Origin of the sequence: Metapseudomonas boanensis (assembly GCF_042232855.1) — a bacterium.
In the GTDB taxonomy this organism is placed as follows: domain Bacteria; phylum Pseudomonadota; class Gammaproteobacteria; order Pseudomonadales; family Pseudomonadaceae; genus Metapseudomonas; species Metapseudomonas boanensis.
The window spans coordinates 2478808-2497256 of record NZ_CP113889.1; the positions used below are offsets into that span (position 1 = coordinate 2478808).

Below are 18449 nucleotides of genomic sequence, written 5' to 3' on the forward strand. Positions count from 1 at the left end.
TTCGATACTTATCCCCAACCATTCAATCTGACTCGCCGGATAGCGCTGCTGCTACAATGCCGGCCTTGCGAATCTCCAGGAGTTTCTCGGTGTCTGTCGTCTTTGTCGCCGCCTCCCAGCTGCCCACACCTTTCGGCGTGTTCACCATGCATGGCTTCCTCGATGAGGCCAATGGCAAGGAACACGTTGCCCTGACCCTTGGCGAGGTGGCCGACGGTGCGCCCGTGCTGGGCCGCCTGCACTCCGAATGCCTGACCGGCGATGCGCTCTTCAGCCTCCGCTGTGATTGCGGGTTCCAGCTGGAGGCAGCCCTGCGTGCCATCGCCAATGAAGGCCGTGGCGTGCTCCTCTACCTGCGCCAGGAAGGGCGCGGTATCGGCCTGCTGAACAAGATCCGCGCCTATGAGCTGCAGGATGGTGGAGCGGATACCGTGGAAGCGAACGAGCGCCTGGGGTTCGGCGCTGACCAACGTGACTACGCCATGTGCCAGCCGATGCTCGAGCACCTGGGCATTACCGCCGTGAAGCTGATGACCAACAACCCGCGCAAGGTCAAGGCGCTGGAAAGCTACGGCCTCAATGTGGCCGAGCGAGTCCCGCTGCAGACCGGCCTCAATCCGCATAATCGCAAGTACCTGGCCACCAAGGCCGGCAAGCTTGGGCACATGCTCGGCAACATGCATCAGGCGGAAGCCGAGTCTTGAGCCGGCCCGAGGTTCGCCGCCGGTTGTCCGTGGCCTGGTGGTGCCAGCTGGGCCTGACCCTGTCGCCGCTGTTCCTGGTCAACCTGTTGTTCGGCGATCGCGAACCTCTGCTGCCCGTGCTGCAGATGCCGATGTTCATAGCCGGGCTGGCCTCCATGTTCCTCAGTCTGCGGTTGTTCGGCGGCTACAAGCGCGCCTTGGTGGCGACTGAGGCCGCACTGGACGGGCCTGAAGAACCGGCAGCCTGGGAAGCCCTGGCCAACAGCCGGCGCCGCGCTTTCCTGGCCGCGGGTCTCCCGGCCTGGATCGCCGCCCTGGGCGTATTCGTCGGCCTCAATGGCGTCGCCCTATTCCTCCTCGCCTTGAGCAGCGTCGTGTTGCTCTACCTCTATCGAATTCCCCGCCAACTCGCCTGATGCGCCGGCTTACCGCTCTCCTGCTGCTCTGCCTGGCGTTGCCCGCTGCGGCCCAGTTGCGGGTGGTGAGCCTGGCGCCGTCGCTGAGCGAGGTGATGCTCGAACTCGAGGCGGGCGACATGCTGGTCGGCGTGCTCGATGCCGGAGAACGACCGGCCGCCCTGGCTGGCCTGCCCTCGGTTGGACGCTATGGCCAGCTGCAGGCAGAAAGCCTGCTGAGCCTGAAGCCCGATCTGGTGCTGCTCTGGCCCGATAGCGTTGGTGCCGCCGGCCGCGAGCAGTTGCGCAAGCTCGACGTCCCGCAGTTGGTCGTGGCTCCGCGCGACCTCGTGCAATTGGCCGGGGCCTTCGCCGAGATCGGCGCACGTATCGGTCGGCCGGAAAAGGGGCGCCAGTTGGCAGAGCGTTTCGCAGCGGGGCTCGCTGAGTTGCGCCAGCGTTATCGCCGCGCGGTGCCGCTTCCGGTTTTCTATCAAGTGTGGGATCAGCCGCTCTATACGTTGGGCGGCCAGCAGATCATCAGTGATGCGTTGCGCGTCTGCGGGGCCGAGAATGTCTTTGCCGAGCTAGTCCTGCCGGCACCCCAGGTCAGTGTCGAAGCCGTGCTGCAGCGCAATCCTCAGGTCATCCTGGTCAGCGAGCCCGCCCAGGCCAAGGCCTGGGAGGCCTGGCCGCAGTTGGCGGCGGTGCGCAACAAACAAGTCTGGGCCGTGCCCGATCGCGGCCTGGAGCGGCCGAGTTTCCAGATGCTGGGGGCGATGGAGGCGCTGTGCCGGCTACTGGCGCGCGCCCCGTAGGAGCGAGCAGGCTCGCTCCTACGGGGTCATTGGTCCAGCAAGGCCATCCGCGTGCGGATCGATGCTTCGATACCCGCGGCATCCAGACCACATTCGGCGAGCATTTCCGCCGGCTTGGCGTGTTCGACGTAGTAGTCTGGCAGGCCCAGGTGGAGGATCGGCTTGACCAGATTTTCGCGGGCGAGGAACTCGCTCACGGCGGCACCGGCGCCACCCATCACGCTGTTCTCTTCAATCGTCACCAGCAGCTCGTGGCTCCCAGCCAGCTCGCGCACCAGGGCTTCGTCCAGAGGTTTGACGAAACGCATGTCGACCACGGTGGCGTCAAGGGCTCCGGCCACCTTCAGCGCCTCGGCCAGTTGCACGCCGAACACCAGTAAGGCGACTTTCTGGCCGCGGCGACGGACCACGCCCTTGCCGATTTCCACTGGCGTCAGGACCGGATCGATCGGTGCGTTCGGGCCACTGCCACGCGGGTAGCGGACGGCAGCGGGGCCTTCGAACTGGTAGCCGGTGGTCAGCAGCAGGCGCAGCTCGTTCTCGTCGCTGGGCGTCATCACCAGGATCCCGGGGATGCAGCGCAGGTAGGAGAGGTCAAAGCTGCCGGCGTGGGTTGGGCCGTCCTCGCCGACGAGGCCGGCGCGGTCGATGGCGAACAGTACGTCGAGGTTCTGCACCGCCACGTCATGGATCAGTTGGTCGTAACCGCGCTGCAGGAACGTGGAGTAGATCGCCACCACCGGCTTGGCGCCATCGCAGGCCATGCCGGCCGCCAGGGTCACGGCGTGCTGTTCGGCAATGGCGACATCGAAGTAGCGGTCAGGGAAGCGCTGGCTGAAGGCGACGAGGTCAGAGCCTTCCTTCATCGCCGGAGTGATGCCCACCAGACGCGGGTCCTGCCCGGCCATGTCGCACAGCCATTGGCCAAAGACGTTGGAGTATCGGGGGCCGGAGGCTTTCTTCGGTGCAGTCGGAGCGTTGATCGGCTCCAGCTTGGTGATCGCGTGGTAGCCGATCGGGTCGGCTTCGGCCGGGGCAAAGCCCTTGCCCTTCTTGGTCACCACGTGGAGGAACTGCGGACCCTTGAGGTCACGCATGTTGCGCAGGGTGGAGACCAAGGTGGGCAGGTCGTGGCCGTCGATGGGGCCGATGTAGTTCCAGCCCAGTTCCTCGAACAGGGTCCCGGGGACCAGCATGCCCTTGGCGTATTCCTCGGTGCGACGGGCGATTTCCCAGGCGCCGGGCAGGCGCGACAGCACCTTCTTGCTGCCTTCACGCATGCTCGCGTAGGTGCGGCTGGAGAGGATCTTGGCCAGGTAGTTGGACAGGCCGCCGACGTTGTGCGAGATCGACATGTCGTTGTCGTTGAGGATCACGAGCATGTCGGCCTGAACGTCCGAAGCATGGTTGAGCGCCTCGAAGGCCATGCCGGCGGTCAGCGCACCGTCGCCGATGACGGCAATCGACTTGCGGCTGGAGCCTTGCATGCGCGCGGCGATGGCCATCCCCAGGGCAGCGCTGATGGAGGTGCTGGAGTGGCCGACGCCGAAGGTGTCGTACTCGCTCTCCACGCGGCGCGGGAAGGCGGCGATGCCGTCCTTCTGGCGCAGGGTACCCATCTGCTCGCGGCGCCCGGTGAGGATCTTGTGCGGGTAGGCCTGATGGCCCACGTCCCAGACCAGCCGGTCGTCGGGTGTGTCATAGACGTAATGCAGGGCGATGGTCAGCTCGACCACGCCCAGCCCGGCACCGAAATGCCCGCCGGTCTGGCCGACGGTATAGAGCAGGTACTGGCGCAGTTCGTCGGCCAGGGTTTCCAGCTCTGCCTCGCCAAGCCGGCGCAGTTGATCCGGCGTCGCCGCGCGGTCAAGCAGGGGCGTTACGGGGCGTTCGCGGGGAATCTCATGGAACGTCGTGGGCATCAGGCGAATCGTTATAGGAAAAAAAGATGCGGAAGTTTACCTGATGCACCCGGAACTGCCCAAACACCGTGTCAGCCAGTTCGCGCCGTAAGGGGTAATCGCCTACGCCGGATACTGTCGCGCGAGGAAGTCCAGCAGGCGCTCATTGACCTGCTCGGGGCATTCGTTCTGGATCCAGTGGCCGCAACCGGGCAGCCGATGCTGCTCGAGGCGTGGCACTAGGTCAGCCATGCGCTTGAGCGTGTAGGCCTCCAGCCGGGCCACCGGGTCCAGGTCGCCAACCAGAAACAGCGCGGGCTGCTCGATCTGCCGACCGGCGAGGTGTTCCGTCTGCTGCCAGTTGCGGGTGAAGTTGCGGTACCAGTTGAGTGGTCCACGAAAACCGTGTTCGGCCAGAGCGCGGTGATAGATGGCGAACTCCTCGGCATCGCACCAGCCCGGCAGCGCTGGCGATTCGCTCAGGCCGTCCAGCAGGCGGGCGTCGGCGGGTTTGTCGCGCAGCATGGCGTCGCCCAGGTCGCTGAGCAGCAGGCGCAGGCTGCGGTCGAGGTCGGCGTCGAGCTCGGTTTCTGCCACGCCAGGTTCCTGGAAATAGAGTATGTAGTTGAAGCGGCCGGCATTCGCCTCACGCATGATTTCGATGGCGGGTCGTTTGGGTCGGCCGCCGAAGGGGACCGACATGGCGCCCATGGCCTTGATGCGTTGCGGCTCCAGCAGTGCCAGGTGCCAGGCGACCGGCGCCCCCCAGTCGTGACCGACCACACAGGCCTGGGGCTGGCCGAGGCTGTCCATGGCGGCCTGGATGTCCGCGCAGAGGGTCAGCAGGGCGTAGTCCTCGATCGCTTCCGGGGCGCTGCTCTGGCCATAGCCACGCATTTCTGGCACCAGGACGCGGTAGCCGGCCGCCGCCAGCGGTTCGATTTGCTGGTGCCAGGAGTACCAGCATTCGGGGAAGCCATGCAGCAGCCAGACTGGCTGCCCTTCGATCGGGCCGGCCATATAGAGGCTGAGGGTAACGCCGTTGACGGCCAGCAGCCGGTGTTCGAGTGGGGGCATTGAAGGGCTCCGGGTTACCAGGTATCGACGAAGGGACGCTTCCTGCCGTCGCGCGGCGTGGACCGGGCGGCAGCATTGAGCCCGCGCAGCAACCAGGCGCGGGTTTCTGCCGGATCGATCACGGCGTCTATCTCCAGGAAGCTGGCCATGTTGATCGCCTTGCCGTTCTGGTAGGCCTTGGCGACCATCTTGTCGAACAGCCTCTGCCGCTCGGCGGGGTCTTCAACGGCCGCCAGTTCCTTGGCAAAGCCCAGGCGCACCGCGCCTTCCAGGCCCATGGCGCCGAACTCGCCACTGGGCCAGGCAATGGTGAACAGCGGCGAATGAAAGCTTCCTGCCGCCATGGCCTGGGCACCGAGGCCATAGCCCTTGCGCAGCACCACGGTAAAGAATGGCGTGCTGAGGCTGGCGGCGGCGACGAACATGCGCGACACATGGCGCACCGTGGCCTGCTTCTCGGATTCCGGGCCGACCATGAAGCCCGGGGTGTCGCACAGCGAAACCATGGGGATGTCGAAGGCATCGCACAGCTGCATGAAGCGCGCAGCCTTGTCACCGGCCTGGGCGTCGATGGCGCCGCCGAGGTGGGTGGGGTTGTTGGCCAACACGCCGAAGGGCTTGCCTTCGATGCGGATGAACGCGGTGATCAGCCCCGGTGCGAAGGCGCGGCGAAGCTCCAGCACCGAATCCCGGTCGGCGAGGGTGTCGACCAGGGAGCGGATGTCGTAGACGCGCAGACGGTTTGCCGGAATGGCATGGCGCAGCTCGCGCTGGTCGGCGCAGGCCCAGTCCTTGAGTGGCCCCTGGAAGTACGAGAGGTACTGCCGGGCGACGCGCACCGCTTCGGCCTCATCCTCCACCAGCACGTCGATCACCCCGTTGGGGCCCTGGATCGAGGTCGGGCCGACCTCTTCGGCCTTGAAGTTGCCGAGGCCGCCACCTTCGATCATGGCCGGGCCAGCCATGCCGATGCTGGCGTTGCGGGTGGCAATGATCACGTCGCAGCAACCCAGCAGTGCGGCGTTGCCGGCGAAGCAGCGGCCGGACACCACGCCGAGCAGCGGCACCAGGCCGGATAGCCGGGCCATGCCGACGAAGGTGTGGCAGTCCAGTCCGGCCACGCCGACGAAATCGGTATCGCCCGGTCGGCCACCGCCCCCTTCGGCGAATAGCACTAGCGGCAGGCGCCACTGCTCGGCGAGGCTGAGCATGCGGTCGGTTTTTTTGTGGTTCATCACTCCCTGGGTGCCGGCGAAGACTGTGTAGTCGTAGGCAATCGCCATGCAGCGCGCCGCCTCGGGACCGAACTGGTCGGCATTGACCGTACCCAGCCCGGCCACCAGGCCATCGGCCGGGCTTTGCTGGATCAGATCCTCCAGCGAGCGGCGGCGGCGCTGGGCGGCCAGGGCCAAGGCACCGTATTCGATGAAGCTGTCTGCATCGAGCAGGTCGTCAAGATTTTCGCGAGTGGTGCGCTGGCCGGTCTTGCGGCGCCTGGCTACAGCGTCCGGGCGGCGTTCGTCGTGGGTGATGGCATGGCGCTCCAGCACTTCGGCCAGATCAGCACGGATGTGGTCGAGGTCGCGGCTTTCTTCGGTCGCGACGCTGGGGCCGTCCACCAAGGCGGGTTCGAGGAACAGCAGCGGTGCTCCCTCGAACAGGCTGGCACCCGGTGCGGCGGCCAGCGCGCGGACGATGCCGCTCTGGCCGGCTTTGACCACGAATTCCATCTTCATCGCCTCCAGCACGGCCACGTCCTGACCGACGGCAACGCTGTCGCCGACCTGTACGTCGAGGCTGACCAGCACGCCCTGGCTCGGTGCGATCAGCAGCACGCAGCCGGGCGGAGCGTCGACCTGCTCCCGGCGGGTATCCACGGCGGTTCCACCGCTGAAGAACAGGTGCGGATGGGCGGCCGGCTGCGCGGCCAGCAGTTCGCTGATGTGGCGTTCGATGAAGTGCGTGTCGAGGCGCTCGCTCGCCAGCTCGGGCCGGCGAAGCAGGTTCTGCAGGAAGTGGATGTTGCTGGCGACGCCTTCCAGACGGAATTCGCAGAGTGCGCGGTAGGCGCGGCGCAGGGTTGTGGATAAGTCGTCACCCTGGACGATCAGCTTGGCCAGCAGCGAGTCGTAGCAGGGGCTGGTGGCATAGCCGGCGTAGCCGTAGCTATCGACGCGGATGCCTGGGCCGCTCGGCGGCTCATAGGCGCTGAGCACCCCGCCCGCCAGGCGGGCGCTGCCATCGGCCTGCATGCTTTCCAGATTGATCCGCAATTGCACGGCGAAGCCGCGCGGGGCCGCGGGGGCCAGCAGGCCGAGCTCGGCGAGGCTAGCGCCCGCGGCGAGGCGCAGCTGTGTCTGCACCAGATCGACGCCGGTGATGGCCTCGGTGATGGTGTGTTCCACCTGGACGCGTGGGTTGGCCTCCATGAACACGAAATCGTCACGTGCTGTATCGACGAGGAACTCGAAGGTGCCGATCCCGCGATACCCGGAGGCGCGGGCCAGGTTCAGGGCGGCGTCGAGGATGCGCTGGCGCAGGCGCGCATCGAGCAGCGGCGCGGGGGCGATCTCGATGACTTTCTGGTGGCGTCGCTGCAGGCTGCAATCACGCTCCCAGAGATGGCTGACCTGCTGGCCATCGCCGATGACCTGCACCTCGATGTGCCGGGCGTTTTCGATCAGGCGCTCGATGTAGAGGTCGCTGTTGCCGAAGGCAGTGCGGGCCTCGGACTGGCAACGCTGATAGGCCTGCTCCAGTTCGCCGGCCTCGCGTACTGCGCGCATGCCACGCCCGCCGCCGCCGGCCAGGGCCTTGAGCATGATCGGGCCGTTTTCCAAGTGGGCGCGAGCCTCTTCCAGACTGGTGGCGCGGTTGCTGCCGGCGGCCAAGGGCACGTCGTATCGAGCGGCCAGTTCGCGTGCGCGGGCCTTGTCGCCGAACAGTTCCAGCACCTCCGGCGAGGGGCCGACGAATAGGATGCCGGCCTGCTCGCAGTGCCGCGCGAACTCTGCATTCTCGCTGAGGAAACCATAGCCGGGGTGCACCGCATCGCAGCCATGGGCGCGGGCGATCTCCACCAGCTGCATCTTGTCCAGATAGGCCGAAGCACCGCTGCCGGCGAGCGGCACAGCAAGGTCGGCCTTGCGCACATGCAGTGAGGCCGCGTCGTCTTCGGCGAACACCGCCACGCTGCGGATACCCAATTCGGCGGCGGCGCGGGCGATGCGGATGGCGATTTCGCCTCGGTTGGCAATCAACAGCGTACGGATGACAAGGCTCACGGCGGGCATTCCGGTGTGTTGGGATGAGGTCCATCTTAGGCAGCGGTCGGTGCTGGCGGCAGCCAACCGTAGTTCGACGAATACCCGGACCACATGGCGGCTGATGGACCTTGCCATCCGGTGATTCGAATTGTCCGAATCCGCCCTTGCTGGGTTGCCCCTGCGTGCAGTATCAGTGGCGGCCTTCGCCCTAGACGCTCAAGGACCGTCCATGAACGAGCTGTTGCACAACCTGGACTGGGTGCTGCCGCTGCGCAGCGATTGGCTGACTCCAACCATGCGCTTCTTCACCCTGCTGGGGTACGAGAAGTTCATCCTCTTCTTCCTGCCGTTGGGTTACTGGGCCTGGAACCGCACAGTGTTCCTGCGCCTGCTGGTGCTGGTGGCGATCACCGCGCTGGCCAATGCCTGGCTCAAGGACTTCTGGCAGGACCCGCGACCGGACGTCGCCCTGCGCATGGACCATGACGTGGGCGAGAGTTTCGGCCTGCCCAGCGGCCATGCGCAGATCGCCGTGGTGCTCTGGTGCTGGCTGGCCTACGAGGTACGTCGTGGCTGGTTCTGGTTGCTCAGCGCCGTGGTGGTGGCTGGGATCATCTTCAGCCGCCTGTACCTGGGTGCCCATGACGTCGAGGACGTTCTCGGTGGTGTGGCGCTCGGCATTGCAACCCTCGGGGCTTTCGGCGCGCTGCATACCTGGAAGGGCTGGCGCGATGCCCCAGCCTGGGTGCATCTGGCGCTGATCGTCGCGGTGGCAGCGCTCGCCTATGTCACCTGGTATGGCCTGCCACCGTCCTACGTGCCGCTGCTGGCGGGGCTGATGGTCGGTGTGCTCTACGGCTACCGCCATGTCCACTTTTCAGTGGAGGTAGCGGCCTGGCGTCGTATGCTGGCGGCCGTTCTCGGTGCGCTGGCGTTCCTCGGCCTGCAATGGGCGCTCAAGCAGATCGGCGTGGCGCTTTCCTTCGAAGGCCAGGCCTGGCAGGGGCTGCGTGGCCTGTTGATGGGGCTGTTCGTCGCTGCACTGATGCCCTGGCTGCTGGTGCGGCTGGGCTTGCTACGGGCTCAGTTACAGGTGGCCTGAGGTGCTGTGCTGAAATCGGCATCGCCCGGGGAGAATGGAGTCAAGCGGAACCTGTCGTGAACCGCCACTGTGGCTGATGGCTACAGAGGAGAGACGCCAATGATCCAGATGACCCTCGGCCAGGTACGCGAACTGGTGGAAGCCGTCCTGCGCCGGCATGGCTTCAGCGAGCCCCATGTGCTTGCGGTGGCCGGCACCATCCTGGCGGGTGAGCGGGACGGCTGCACCTCTCACGGGGTATATCGGCTGCCTGGCTGTATCGCCACGCTGAAGGCCGGCAAGGTATCGCCCACCACCGAGCCGGAGGTTTTCGACTGCGCCCCCTCGGTGGTGCGCGTCGACGCCCACGGGGCCTTTGCCCAATGCGCTTACCTGGCCGGTCTGCCGCTGCTGGTGGAGAAGGCACGGCGCACCGGCATCGCGATCCTGGCAATCAACCGTTGCGTGCACTTCTCGGCACTCTGGCCAGAGGTGGAGCCGCTCACCGAGCAGGGCCTGGTGGCCCTGGCCTTCACACCCAGCCATGCCTGGGTGGCGCCGGCGGGCGGCATCAGGCCGTTGTTCGGCACCAACCCCATCGCCTTCGGCTGGCCGCGGCCTGACAAGCCGCCATTCCTCTTCGACTTTGCCACCAGTGCCGCTGCCCGTGGGGAGATCGACCTGCATCGCCGCGCCGGCAAACCGATTCCGCTGGGTTGGGGCATCGACCAGGACGGTCAGCCCACCACCGACCCGCTCACCGCGCTCAACGGCGCCATGCTCACCTTCGGCGGGCACAAGGGCTCGGCCCTGGCTGCCATGGTCGAGTTGATCGCCGGGCCCATGATCGGTGACCTGACCAGTGCCGAATCATTGGCCTTCGACGAGGGCACCCGGTCGTCTCCCTATGGCGGCGAGTTGATCATCGCCATCGACCCGCGGCGCATCCTCGGTGCCGAAGCCGATCAGCATTTGCAGCGGGCAGAGGCGGTGTTCGAAGGCATGCTCGGGCAGGGCGCGCGGCTGCCATCGCAGCGGCGCTATGAGGCGCGGGCGCGCAGTGCAGTGGAGGGGGTGAGGATTCCCGAGGCGCTGTACAGGGAAATTCAGGCGCTGGTGCAGGGCTGAAGCGAACACATCGTGTGGGCGCGCAGGGCAGCGTTTCCGTTGCTGCCCTGCTGCAGGCCCGACTCACGGATACATGCGAATGTCCTTTGCCATGTCGTTCACGATGGCCTTGAGGTCATCCAGGGTGACATTCTGCTCGTCGTTGTCGAGTGTCTTGCCAAAGCCCTTGCGCACCACGCGAGCGACCGACTTGCCGGTCGCGGCATCGACGAGCTCGCCTTCCATGTACAGCTCGGTGTTCTGATCGCGGTGCCCAGTCGCAGCCATGGCACCAGCGGTAACCAGCGCGATCGGAATCACCTCGTACGGCTTGAGCCCTTGGGTCGCGGTGTCCACACCAGTAATGGCGCCTTTGAAAATCAAAGTACCTGGGCTCGGATTGGTGGTCAGCGGCAGTCGGCTCGCCAGGGCCTGGCTCACCTGGTCATTGGTGTATTGCAGGAGCGATGTCAGTGTTTCATTGCTGATCTGCTCGGTCGGCTTGGGGGGTGGATAGAAGTTGATCGGCTGGTAGACCAATCCGGAATAATTGCGCAGGTTGAAGTCCGGGGCCGTCCAGCGCAAAACGGTTTTGCCTGTGCTTGTTTCGACTTCCTGCAGATTGTCGTAACTGGAGAGAAAGCCCGAGTACTGCTCCTGGCTGGTCGTACGCGAGGTGCAGCCATTCAGGATCAAGGCTGCAGCCAGGCTTCCTCCCATTAGCCACTTGTTTGCGCGCATGCGGTAGTTCTCCGGGGAAAGGTGGTGAAACGATAGATCACTTACCCACTCCTGGCCTGGTGGCAGAAGCTATTTTTAATCGCCCAAAGTTTGCCTTGAATTGATGACCGGCATTGTCTTTTGCCGGTCGATGTCGCGTGCACCTGATTCCGGGTGTCGAAACGACGCGATGGTGTCGTTCCTCGGGAAAGCATGACGAAAGCAAAAAAAGCCCCGGCATTGCCGGGGCGAATCGGGATTCCCTGGGGCTTGCCGGCACACCTAGCCCAGGGCGTCCCGCGTGGTCACACCGTCCACCAGGCGTTGGATGCCCAGCGGATTGGCGTTCTTGAGAGAGTCAGGCAACAAGACGTCCGGATAGTTCTGGTAGCACACCGGGCGCAGGAAGCGGGCGATGGCCAGGGTGCCGACCGAGGTGCCGCGCGCATCCGAGGTCGCCGGGTAGGGGCCGCCGTGGACCATCGCGTCGCAGACTTCCACCCCGGTCGGATAGCCGTTGAGCAGCAGGCGCCCGGCCTTCTGCTCCAGCAGCGGCAGCAGCGTGGCGGCCATCTCCAGGTCACCTGAATCGGCGATCACGGTGGCGGTCAGCTGGCCGTGCAGGCCGCCGAGGGCTTGCTGCAGTTGCACCAGATCGGCCACTTCCACCAGCACCGTGACCGGGCCGAAAACTTCTTCCTGCAGCAGTTCATCGCCCGCCAGCAGCAGGCCGACATCTGCCTGGAACAGCTGCGGCAGCGCCTGGTTACCCTGCTGCGGCCGGCCGGCCAGGTGGCGGATGCCGGGGTGGGCGTGTAGGCGGGTGAGACCGGCGACGTAGCTCTTCAGGGTGCCGGCGTTGAGCATGGTCTGCTCCGACTGGTCGGCCATGCGCGCGGCGAACCGCTGGATAAAGGCGCTGAAGGCCGGCGAACGGAGACCAATGACCAGGCCAGGGTTGGTGCAGAACTGCCCGCAGCCGAGCACTACCGAGGCGGCCAGTTCCCTCGCTATCTGTTCGCCCCGCGTGGCAAGTGCCTCGGGCAGCAGGATCACCGGGTTGATGCTGCTCATCTCGGCGAATACCGGGATCGGCTGCGGCCGCGCGGCGGCCATGTCGCAAAGGGCGCGACCGCCTTTCAGCGAGCCGGTGAAGCCCACTGCCTGGATCGCCGGATGCTTGACCAGCCACTCACCGACACCAGTGCCGTAGAGCATGTTGAACACGCCGGCCGGCATGCCGGTCTGGTCCGCCGCGCGGAGGATGGCGTCGGCCACCCATTGCGAGGTGGCCATGTGGCCGCTGTGGGCCTTGAACACCACCGGGCAGCCGGCGGCCAAGGCGGCTGCGGTGTCGCCGCCGGCGGTGGAGAAGGCCAGCGGGAAGTTGCTGGCACCGAACACTGCCACCGGGCCAAGGCCGAGTTGGCACTGACGCAGATCCGGGCGTGGCAGCGGTTGGCGCTGCGGCAGTGCGCGGTCGATGCGCGCGCCATGGCAGTCGCCGCGGCGCAGCACCTGGGCGAACAGCCGCAGCTGGCCGCTGGTGCGGCCGCGCTCGCCGTGGATGCGCGCCGCCGGCAGCGCGGTTTCGCGGCAGACAGTGGCGATGAAGTCTTCGCCCAGGGCATCCAGCTCGACGGCAATGGCGTCGAGGAACTCGGCACGGCGCAGCGCCGACAGCTGCCGGTAAGCCGGATAGGCCGCTTCGGCGGCGCGCGCGGCGGCGTCCACCTCGGCGGCGGTGGCCTGGTGGAAGGCGCCGGGCAGCGCCTCACCCGTCGTCGCGTCGAGGCTGTGCAGCCGCACCTCGCCCTCGCCGCTGCGGGTGCCGCCGATGAAGTTGAAGCCGGATTGCGATGTCATGGTCATTCGTATCTCGGAGATGGCCCGTAGATCCTATGTTTTAGTGCAAGCCCGGATTCAATCCGGGCCGCAAGTCAGAGTGGCTTTTGTGTGGGGGCGAATTCATTCGCGAAGCAGGCCGAGGGTCTGCCCTGGAGGCTCCTGAGGGGCTGCTGCGCAGCCCTTTGCGAATGAATTCGCACCCACCAGGGAGTCTGCCGCGTAATCACCGCGAGTGGCTTACAGGCCGACGTCCGGCAGTTGCGGACGGTTGGCCATGGCCTTGGCCATGATCGCCTCGACGTGGCGGCGGTCCTCGCCTTGCAGCGCCAGGCGCGGTGGGCGGGTGAGGGCACTGCCGCGACCGGCGATCTCTTCGCAGAGCTTGATGCACTGGACCAGGTCGGGGCGGGCGTCGAGGTGCAGGATCGGCATCAGCCATTCGTAGATCGGCATGGCTTCGGCGAAGCGGCCGGCCTTGGCCAGGCGGAAGATGGTTTCACCTTCCTTGGGGAACACGTTGGACATGCCGGAGATCCAGCCTTGGGCGCCGACGGCGATGCTCTCCAGCACCACATCGTCGAGGCCGGCGAAGAGGATGAAGCGATTACCCACCTCGTTGCGCACGTCGATGAAGCGGCGGGTGTCGCCGGAGGAGTCCTTGAAGCAGACCACGTTCTCGCAGTCGGCCAGGGAGATCAGGATCTGCGGAGTGACGTCGTTCTTATAAATGGGGGGGTTGTTGTAGACCATCACCGGCAGGTCGGTGCTCTTGGCCACGGTGCGGAAGTGTTCGGCGGTTTCGTGGGGCTTGGAGGAGTAGACCAGCGCCGGCATCACCATGATGCCGTCGACACCGACCCGCTCCACTGCCTGGGCGACCTTGCAGGCGCCGGCACTGGTGAATTCGGCGATGCCGCAGATCACCGGCACGCGGCCGCCGGACGCGTCCTTGGCGACTTCGGTGACGGCCATCTTTTCTTCGATGGTCAGCGAGGTGTTCTCGCCGACGCTGCCGCACACCACCAGGCCGGACACACCGTCGCGCACCAGGTTGGAAATGACCTTGTGGGTTTCCTCCAGGTTCACGGAGAAATCGCTGTTGAATTGGGTCGTGACTGCGGGGAACACACCGCTCCAGTTGACGCTCTTGCTCATGGGGTAACTCCATCGTGGGGCTTAGAGTGGGCGAAGCCTGCCCGCCAATCCGGCACTTGGGGACTGGCTGCTTGGGCACACTGGATTCGCTCGGGTTTTCGGGATTGGGGAGGCATCAACTCATGGCGCTACCCTCCGGCCCCCTGGGCCAGGTGTCGGACAGCCGATAGCCGCCGGGCCAGGGATCGCTCGGGTCGAGCAAGTGCTGATGGATGCCGGTGATCCAGGCGCGGCCGCTGATGCTGGGGATGATCGCCGGGTGCCCGGCGACCTCGGTCAGCGCCTCGATCCGGCAATTGAACTGCGAGCCGATGATGGACCGGCCGACGAAGGCTTCGCCCAGCTCCAGCTGGCCCTTGGCGTGCAGCACGGCCATGCGCGCCGAGCAGCCGGTGCCGCAGGGCGAGCGGTCGATCTTGCCAGGGCGGATCACCACGGCGTTGGCCGCGCCTGCGGTGCCTCTTTCTCGGCTGACGGGGGCAGCGATCTGGCAGAAGGAAATGTGGTCCCAGTCCGGGTTGAGCGGGTGAACGAAGCCCAGTTGCTCATTGGCTGCGCGGGTGATTCTCAGGCCTGCTGCGGCCAGGTCCGCAGCTTCGTCGGCCGTCAGGGCAAAGCCCAGCCGCTGGGCGTCGGCGATGACGAAGCTGTCGCCACCGTAGGCGGTGTCCACCTGCAATGAGCCGAGGCCTTCCACTTCGATCCAGGCGTCCAGCTTGTCAGCGAAGGAGGGCACGTTGCGCACGGTGATGCGTTCGGCCTTGCCATCACGGCAATCGGCGGTGACTTCGATGAGCCCACCCGGCGCTTCCAGCACCAGATGAGTTTGCGGTTCGGTCATCGGCAGGATGCCACTGTCCAGCAGCACGGTGGAGACGCACAGCGAGTTGGAGCCGGACATGGGCGGCGTGTCCGCCGGCTCCATGATGATCCAGGCCATTTGCGCCCGCGGGTCCTTGGCCGGGACCAGCAGGTTGACGTGACGGAACACGCCGCCGCGCGGTTCGTTGAGGACGAAGTTGCGCAGGGTCTGGTCGCGGGCGATCCAGCGCGATTGTTCCCAGACGGTAGCGCCGGGCGGCGGGGCGACGCCGCCGACGATCACGTCGCCGACTTCGCCTTCGGCATGGCAGCTGACGACGTGGATGAGCTTGCTTGAACGCATGGGTGGCTCCTGGTTGATGTCCGGCTTCCCTCACCGCAGCCCTCTCCCTCCGGGAGAGGGCCGGGTGCGAGGGATGATCTTCAAAGCACCGACTTGAGGAACTCGGCGGTTTCCGGGCGTTGTGGTTGGCCGATGACCTGGTCCGGTGAGCCGATCTCGTGGATGTGGCCATTGCGGAAGAAGGCCACGCGGTCCGATACGTCGCGGGCGAAGCGGATCTCGTGGGTGACCAGCACCATGGTCATGCCCTCGCTGGCGAGCATGCGCATGGTGTCCAGCACCTCGCCTACCAGTTGCGGGTCCAGTGCCGAGGTGGCCTCATCGAACAGCATGTAATCCGGCGACATGGCCAGTGCGCGGGCAATCGCCATGCGCTGCTGCTGGCCGCCGGAGAGTTTGTTGGGGAACACCTTGAGCTTGTCGCCGAGGCCCACATGGGTGAGCTGGCGCACGGCGATTTCCTCGGCTTCCTGGCGGCTTTTGCCGAGCACCTTGCGCGGCGCCAGCATCACGTTCTCCAGCACGGTCAGGTGGGGGAAGGCGTTCCACTGCTGGAAGACGATGCCGATCTTCTGCCGCAGTTTGTTCAGGTCGGTGCCGGCGGCGTGGACCTCGGTACCGTCGACGCGGATCTGCCCGCCCTGGATCGGCTCCAGGCCGTTGATGCACATCAGCAGGGTCGACTTCCCGGAACCGGAGCCACCGATGATCGAAACCACCTCGCCCTTGTTCACGGTCAGGCTGACGCCCTTGACCACATCGAGCGAGCCGAAGGATTTGTGCACGTTGTCGATCTCAATCATTTTCCTGCCACCTTTTTTCCAGCTGGGCGCCCAGGCGGGCGATCACCAGGCTCATGACGAAGTAGATGACGCCGGCGATGCCGAGCACGAACAGGGGCTCCTGCAGCCGGGTGACGATGGTTTGCGAGGCGCGCAGCAACTCGACGATGCCGATCCAGAGCACCAGCGAGGTGTCCTTCATGACCGCCAGGGTCAGGTTGATCCAGCCGGGGAAGGCGACCCGCGTGGCCATGGGCAGGACGATGTGCAGCAGGTCCTGGGTGTGGCTCATGCCCAGCGAGCGGGCGGCGCGGCGGGTGGCCAGTGGCACCGCCAGCACACCACCGCGGACGATCTCCGCGCAGTAGGCCGTGGCGTAGGTGCCGAGCACCACGCAGGCCACGGTGAAAGCCGTCCAGTCCAGCTCGATGATGGTCTTGAAGGCATTGAGCAGGACGAACTGGATCAGCAGCGGCACGCTGCGGAACACGTCCAGGACCCAGGCCAGCGGCAGGCTGGCGCGTGGCATCAAAGCGCGCAGCAGGCCACAGATCACGCCCAGCACGGTGCCGATGAGCATGGCCCAGGCGGTCAGCGTGAGGGTGGTCCAGGCGCCCTGGAGGAGGAACTGCATGTCGTTCCAGGTGAAGCTCGATGCGTACATGCCGGACTCCTCAGTAGCGGAACAGGCGCCAGGCCATCAGCCGCGCCCCGAGGGCGATCAGCTTGGCAAGGGCGAAGTAGAGGACGGCGGCCAGGGCGAAGTACTCGAACGTGCGGAAGGTCTTCACGTTCAGCGCCTGGGTCACCCCGGTAAGGTCGCTGGTCAGGCCGACCACCACGCCTAGGGAGGTCATCAGCAGAGCCCAGACCATCTGGTTGGTCAGCGGGTAGAACACCACGCGCAACAGCTGTGGGATCACGATCAGCCGATAGGCCTGGAAGGCGCTCATGCCCAGCGAACGCGCCGCTCGCAGTTGCGTGTGGGGCACGGCGTTGAGCCCGCCACGGAAGGTCTCGGCCAGGTAGCCGGCGTTGTTGAAGGTGATCCCCGCCAGCAGGGCAACCCATGAGCCCATGTGCAGGCCGAAAGCGCCCAGGCCGAAGTACAGGATGTAGACCTGGAACAGCGCCGGGGTATTGCGGGCGATGGAGACCCAGCCCATGGCGATGGCCCGGGCTGGGCGGCTGCCGGACCGCTGACCGAGGGCCAGGCCGATGGCGATGGCGGTGCCGAGCAGCATCGACAGCACAGCGATCTCCAGGGTCACCAGCGCGCCGCCGAGCATGTCCGGCAGAGCCATGAACGCGGACCGCCAATGGAAGGTGTAGTCGAACATCCGAAACTCCTCTGCGGAGCCGGGCCCCCGGCCCGGCTCCTCGCGTTTAGCGATAAACGCCGTTGGCAGTCAGTTCCGGCGCGTCGCCGCCGACCCACTGGGTGAAGAGTTCCTGGTAGCGGCCGGACCGCACCTGGTGATTGACGAACAGGTTGAGGTAGTTGAGCAGGCCGTACTCGCTGCGCTTGGCGCCCAGGGAGACGTAATCGATGTCGTACGGCGCGGTGCCGGCGATGGTCAGGCCCTTGTACTTGCCGGACTTGATCAGCGAGGACGCGACGGTGGAGGTCACGGTGGTGGCGTCGATCTGCCCCTGGCTCAGGGCAAGCACGGCGTCGGCCAGCGACTGGTAGGCATGGAAGGCGCCCTTGTCATTTCCCCACTGCTTGACGTCCTTCTCCAGGGCAATGGCCTCGTAGGTGCCAGCCGGACCGCCCACGGAGCGGCCCTTGAGATCGTCGTAGCCCTTGATGCCGGCGTTGTCACGGGTCAGCACCACCATCTGGAAGGCGAAGTAAGGAATCGTCATGCCGACCGTCTTGGCGCGTTCCAGGGTGTCGGAGGTGGAGGCAACGATGACATCGGCGCGGCCGGATACCAGTGCGGGGATGCGGTCGGGAAAGGGCGTTTCGACCACCTCCGCCTCGACACCCAGGGTCTTCGCCAGATCCTTGCAGTAGTCGACGTCGAAGCCGGCCGGGGCGTTCTGCTCGTCACGGAAACCCATCGGCGGGAAGTCGAGGGTGACTGCGCAACGCAGCTTGCCGGATTCGATGATGTCGTCGAGTTTGTCGGCCTGGGCGTTGTAGGCCAAGGTCGAACCAAGTACAGCGGAGAGGGTCAGGGCAACGGCTTTATTGTTCTTCATCGTGGGCCTCGTGAGTGAATGGCGAAGGTGCTTCCGATTGCTGGCCAGGCGGTCGTTTCTCCTGGCGAGGGTTTTGCGGCTGAACTCCTGATGTGAATTCGATGGCTCAAGATTCGCCCTGGAGGGGCTGGTGCGGCTTGATGGATTTCGTTCGGACCCATGACGAAATCGGCACAGCAGCATTGGCGGCAAGCGAGCGCGAGAGCCCACGGTGCGCAGCGT

General features: G+C 65.9%; 16 protein-coding genes. 5 read left to right on the forward strand and 11 right to left on the reverse strand.

Features of this window, described 5'->3' with window-relative positions:
• Nucleotides 1-89 precede the first annotated feature (89 nt).
• Genes ribA through OXH74_RS11455 form a run of 3 tightly spaced genes read left to right on the forward strand, consistent with a single transcriptional unit; the run spans nucleotide 90 to nucleotide 1917 of the window.
• Nucleotides 90-704 (forward strand): GTP cyclohydrolase II, encoded by a 615-nt coding sequence (gene ribA, locus OXH74_RS11445; RefSeq protein ID WP_375741276.1) that lies wholly within the window; start codon nucleotides 90-92, stop codon nucleotides 702-704.
• Nucleotides 701-1120: an MFS transporter gene (locus OXH74_RS11450; RefSeq protein WP_375741277.1), complete on the forward strand. Its 420-nt coding sequence runs from the start codon at nucleotides 701-703 to the stop codon at nucleotides 1118-1120. The genes ribA and OXH74_RS11450 overlap by 4 nt, the downstream gene beginning before the upstream one ends.
• Entirely contained in the window at nucleotides 1120-1917 is a 798-nt protein-coding gene (locus OXH74_RS11455; RefSeq protein WP_375741278.1) for a cobalamin-binding protein, read from the forward strand. Before OXH74_RS11450 ends, OXH74_RS11455 begins: the two co-directional genes overlap by 1 nt.
• Before the next feature lie 26 nt (nucleotides 1918-1943).
• Here OXH74_RS11455 and dxs read toward each other — a convergent pair whose 3' ends face one another.
• From dxs to OXH74_RS11470, 3 genes are all read right to left on the reverse strand, one after another.
• Nucleotides 1944-3839, reverse strand: a complete 1896-nt coding sequence (dxs, locus tag OXH74_RS11460; RefSeq protein WP_375741279.1) for a 1-deoxy-D-xylulose-5-phosphate synthase — start codon at nucleotides 3837-3839, stop codon at nucleotides 1944-1946.
• A gap of 102 nt (nucleotides 3840-3941) precedes the next feature.
• Nucleotides 3942-4895 (reverse strand): alpha/beta fold hydrolase, encoded by a 954-nt coding sequence (locus OXH74_RS11465; protein ID WP_375741280.1) that lies wholly within the window; start codon nucleotides 4893-4895, stop codon nucleotides 3942-3944.
• Nucleotides 4896-4909: 14 nt separating this feature from the next.
• Nucleotides 4910-8179: a carboxyl transferase domain-containing protein gene (locus tag OXH74_RS11470; RefSeq protein WP_375741281.1), complete on the reverse strand. Its 3270-nt coding sequence runs from the start codon at nucleotides 8177-8179 to the stop codon at nucleotides 4910-4912.
• 211 nt (nucleotides 8180-8390) lie between these two features.
• Here OXH74_RS11470 and OXH74_RS11475 point away from each other — a divergent pair, with 211 nt between their 5' ends.
• Both OXH74_RS11475 and OXH74_RS11480 read left to right on the forward strand, forming a co-directional pair.
• Nucleotides 8391-9263, forward strand: coding sequence for a phosphatase PAP2 family protein (locus tag OXH74_RS11475; protein ID WP_375741282.1), 873 nt, complete (start codon nucleotides 8391-8393; stop codon nucleotides 9261-9263).
• A gap of 99 nt (nucleotides 9264-9362) precedes the next feature.
• Nucleotides 9363-10370, forward strand: a complete 1008-nt coding sequence (locus OXH74_RS11480) for an Ldh family oxidoreductase (protein WP_375741283.1) — start codon at nucleotides 9363-9365, stop codon at nucleotides 10368-10370.
• A gap of 63 nt (nucleotides 10371-10433) precedes the next feature.
• On the opposite strand, the gene OXH74_RS11485 is transcribed toward OXH74_RS11480, so the two are convergent.
• The 8 genes from OXH74_RS11485 to OXH74_RS11520 form a co-directional block, all read right to left on the reverse strand.
• Entirely contained in the window at nucleotides 10434-11090 is a 657-nt protein-coding gene (locus tag OXH74_RS11485; protein ID WP_375741284.1) for a DUF3313 domain-containing protein, read from the reverse strand.
• A gap of 261 nt (nucleotides 11091-11351) precedes the next feature.
• Nucleotides 11352-12935: an aldehyde dehydrogenase (NADP(+)) gene (locus OXH74_RS11490; RefSeq protein WP_375741285.1), complete on the reverse strand. Its 1584-nt coding sequence runs from the start codon at nucleotides 12933-12935 to the stop codon at nucleotides 11352-11354.
• A gap of 219 nt (nucleotides 12936-13154) precedes the next feature.
• Complete coding sequence (locus tag OXH74_RS11495; protein WP_375741286.1) at nucleotides 13155-14072, reverse strand: dihydrodipicolinate synthase family protein; 918 nt, start codon at nucleotides 14070-14072, stop codon at nucleotides 13155-13157.
• Between the two features lie 115 nt (nucleotides 14073-14187).
• The gene (locus tag OXH74_RS11500; RefSeq protein ID WP_375741287.1) at nucleotides 14188-15237 is read right to left on the reverse strand and encodes a proline racemase family protein; all 1050 of its coding nucleotides are present in this window, start codon (nucleotides 15235-15237) and stop codon (nucleotides 14188-14190) included.
• A gap of 80 nt (nucleotides 15238-15317) precedes the next feature.
• Entirely contained in the window at nucleotides 15318-16040 is a 723-nt protein-coding gene (locus OXH74_RS11505) for an amino acid ABC transporter ATP-binding protein (protein ID WP_215377818.1), read from the reverse strand.
• On the reverse strand, nucleotides 16033-16683 hold the full coding sequence (locus tag OXH74_RS11510; RefSeq protein WP_375741288.1) for an amino acid ABC transporter permease: 651 nt from the start codon (nucleotides 16681-16683) through the stop codon (nucleotides 16033-16035). Before OXH74_RS11510 ends, OXH74_RS11505 begins: the two co-directional genes overlap by 8 nt.
• A gap of 10 nt (nucleotides 16684-16693) precedes the next feature.
• Nucleotides 16694-17359: an amino acid ABC transporter permease gene (locus tag OXH74_RS11515; protein ID WP_375741289.1), complete on the reverse strand. Its 666-nt coding sequence runs from the start codon at nucleotides 17357-17359 to the stop codon at nucleotides 16694-16696.
• A 46-nt stretch (nucleotides 17360-17405) separates the two neighbouring features.
• A complete protein-coding gene (locus OXH74_RS11520; protein ID WP_375741290.1) occupies nucleotides 17406-18227 on the reverse strand; it encodes a transporter substrate-binding domain-containing protein in 822 nt (273 codons plus the stop codon).
• Nucleotides 18228-18449 lie beyond the last annotated feature (222 nt).

Bases quoted from the DNA above. Each gene is read 5' to 3' on its own strand.
- OXH74_RS11465 (WP_375741280.1), bottom strand. From the start codon at position 4,895: ATGCCCCCACTCGAACACCGGCTGCTGGCCGTCAACGGCGTTACCCTC.
- OXH74_RS11490 (WP_375741285.1), bottom strand. From the start codon at position 12,935: ATGACATCGCAATCCGGCTTCAACTTCATCGGCGGCACCCGCAGCGGC.
- OXH74_RS11505 (WP_215377818.1), bottom strand. From the start codon at position 16,040: ATGATTGAGATCGACAACGTGCACAAATCCTTCGGCTCGCTCGATGTG.
- OXH74_RS11455 (WP_375741278.1), top strand. From the start codon at position 1,120: ATGCGCCGGCTTACCGCTCTCCTGCTGCTCTGCCTGGCGTTGCCCGCT.
- OXH74_RS11510 (WP_375741288.1), bottom strand. From the start codon at position 16,683: ATGTACGCATCGAGCTTCACCTGGAACGACATGCAGTTCCTCCTCCAG.
- OXH74_RS11475 (WP_375741282.1), top strand. From the start codon at position 8,391: ATGAACGAGCTGTTGCACAACCTGGACTGGGTGCTGCCGCTGCGCAGC.
- OXH74_RS11495 (WP_375741286.1), bottom strand. From the start codon at position 14,072: ATGAGCAAGAGCGTCAACTGGAGCGGTGTGTTCCCCGCAGTCACGACC.
- dxs (WP_375741279.1), bottom strand. From the start codon at position 3,839: ATGCCCACGACGTTCCATGAGATTCCCCGCGAACGCCCCGTAACGCCC.
- OXH74_RS11485 (WP_375741284.1), bottom strand. From the start codon at position 11,090: ATGCGCGCAAACAAGTGGCTAATGGGAGGAAGCCTGGCTGCAGCCTTG.
- OXH74_RS11500 (WP_375741287.1), bottom strand. From the start codon at position 15,237: ATGCGTTCAAGCAAGCTCATCCACGTCGTCAGCTGCCATGCCGAAGGC.
- OXH74_RS11520 (WP_375741290.1), bottom strand. From the start codon at position 18,227: ATGAAGAACAATAAAGCCGTTGCCCTGACCCTCTCCGCTGTACTTGGT.
- OXH74_RS11515 (WP_375741289.1), bottom strand. From the start codon at position 17,359: ATGTTCGACTACACCTTCCATTGGCGGTCCGCGTTCATGGCTCTGCCG.
- OXH74_RS11480 (WP_375741283.1), top strand. From the start codon at position 9,363: ATGATCCAGATGACCCTCGGCCAGGTACGCGAACTGGTGGAAGCCGTC.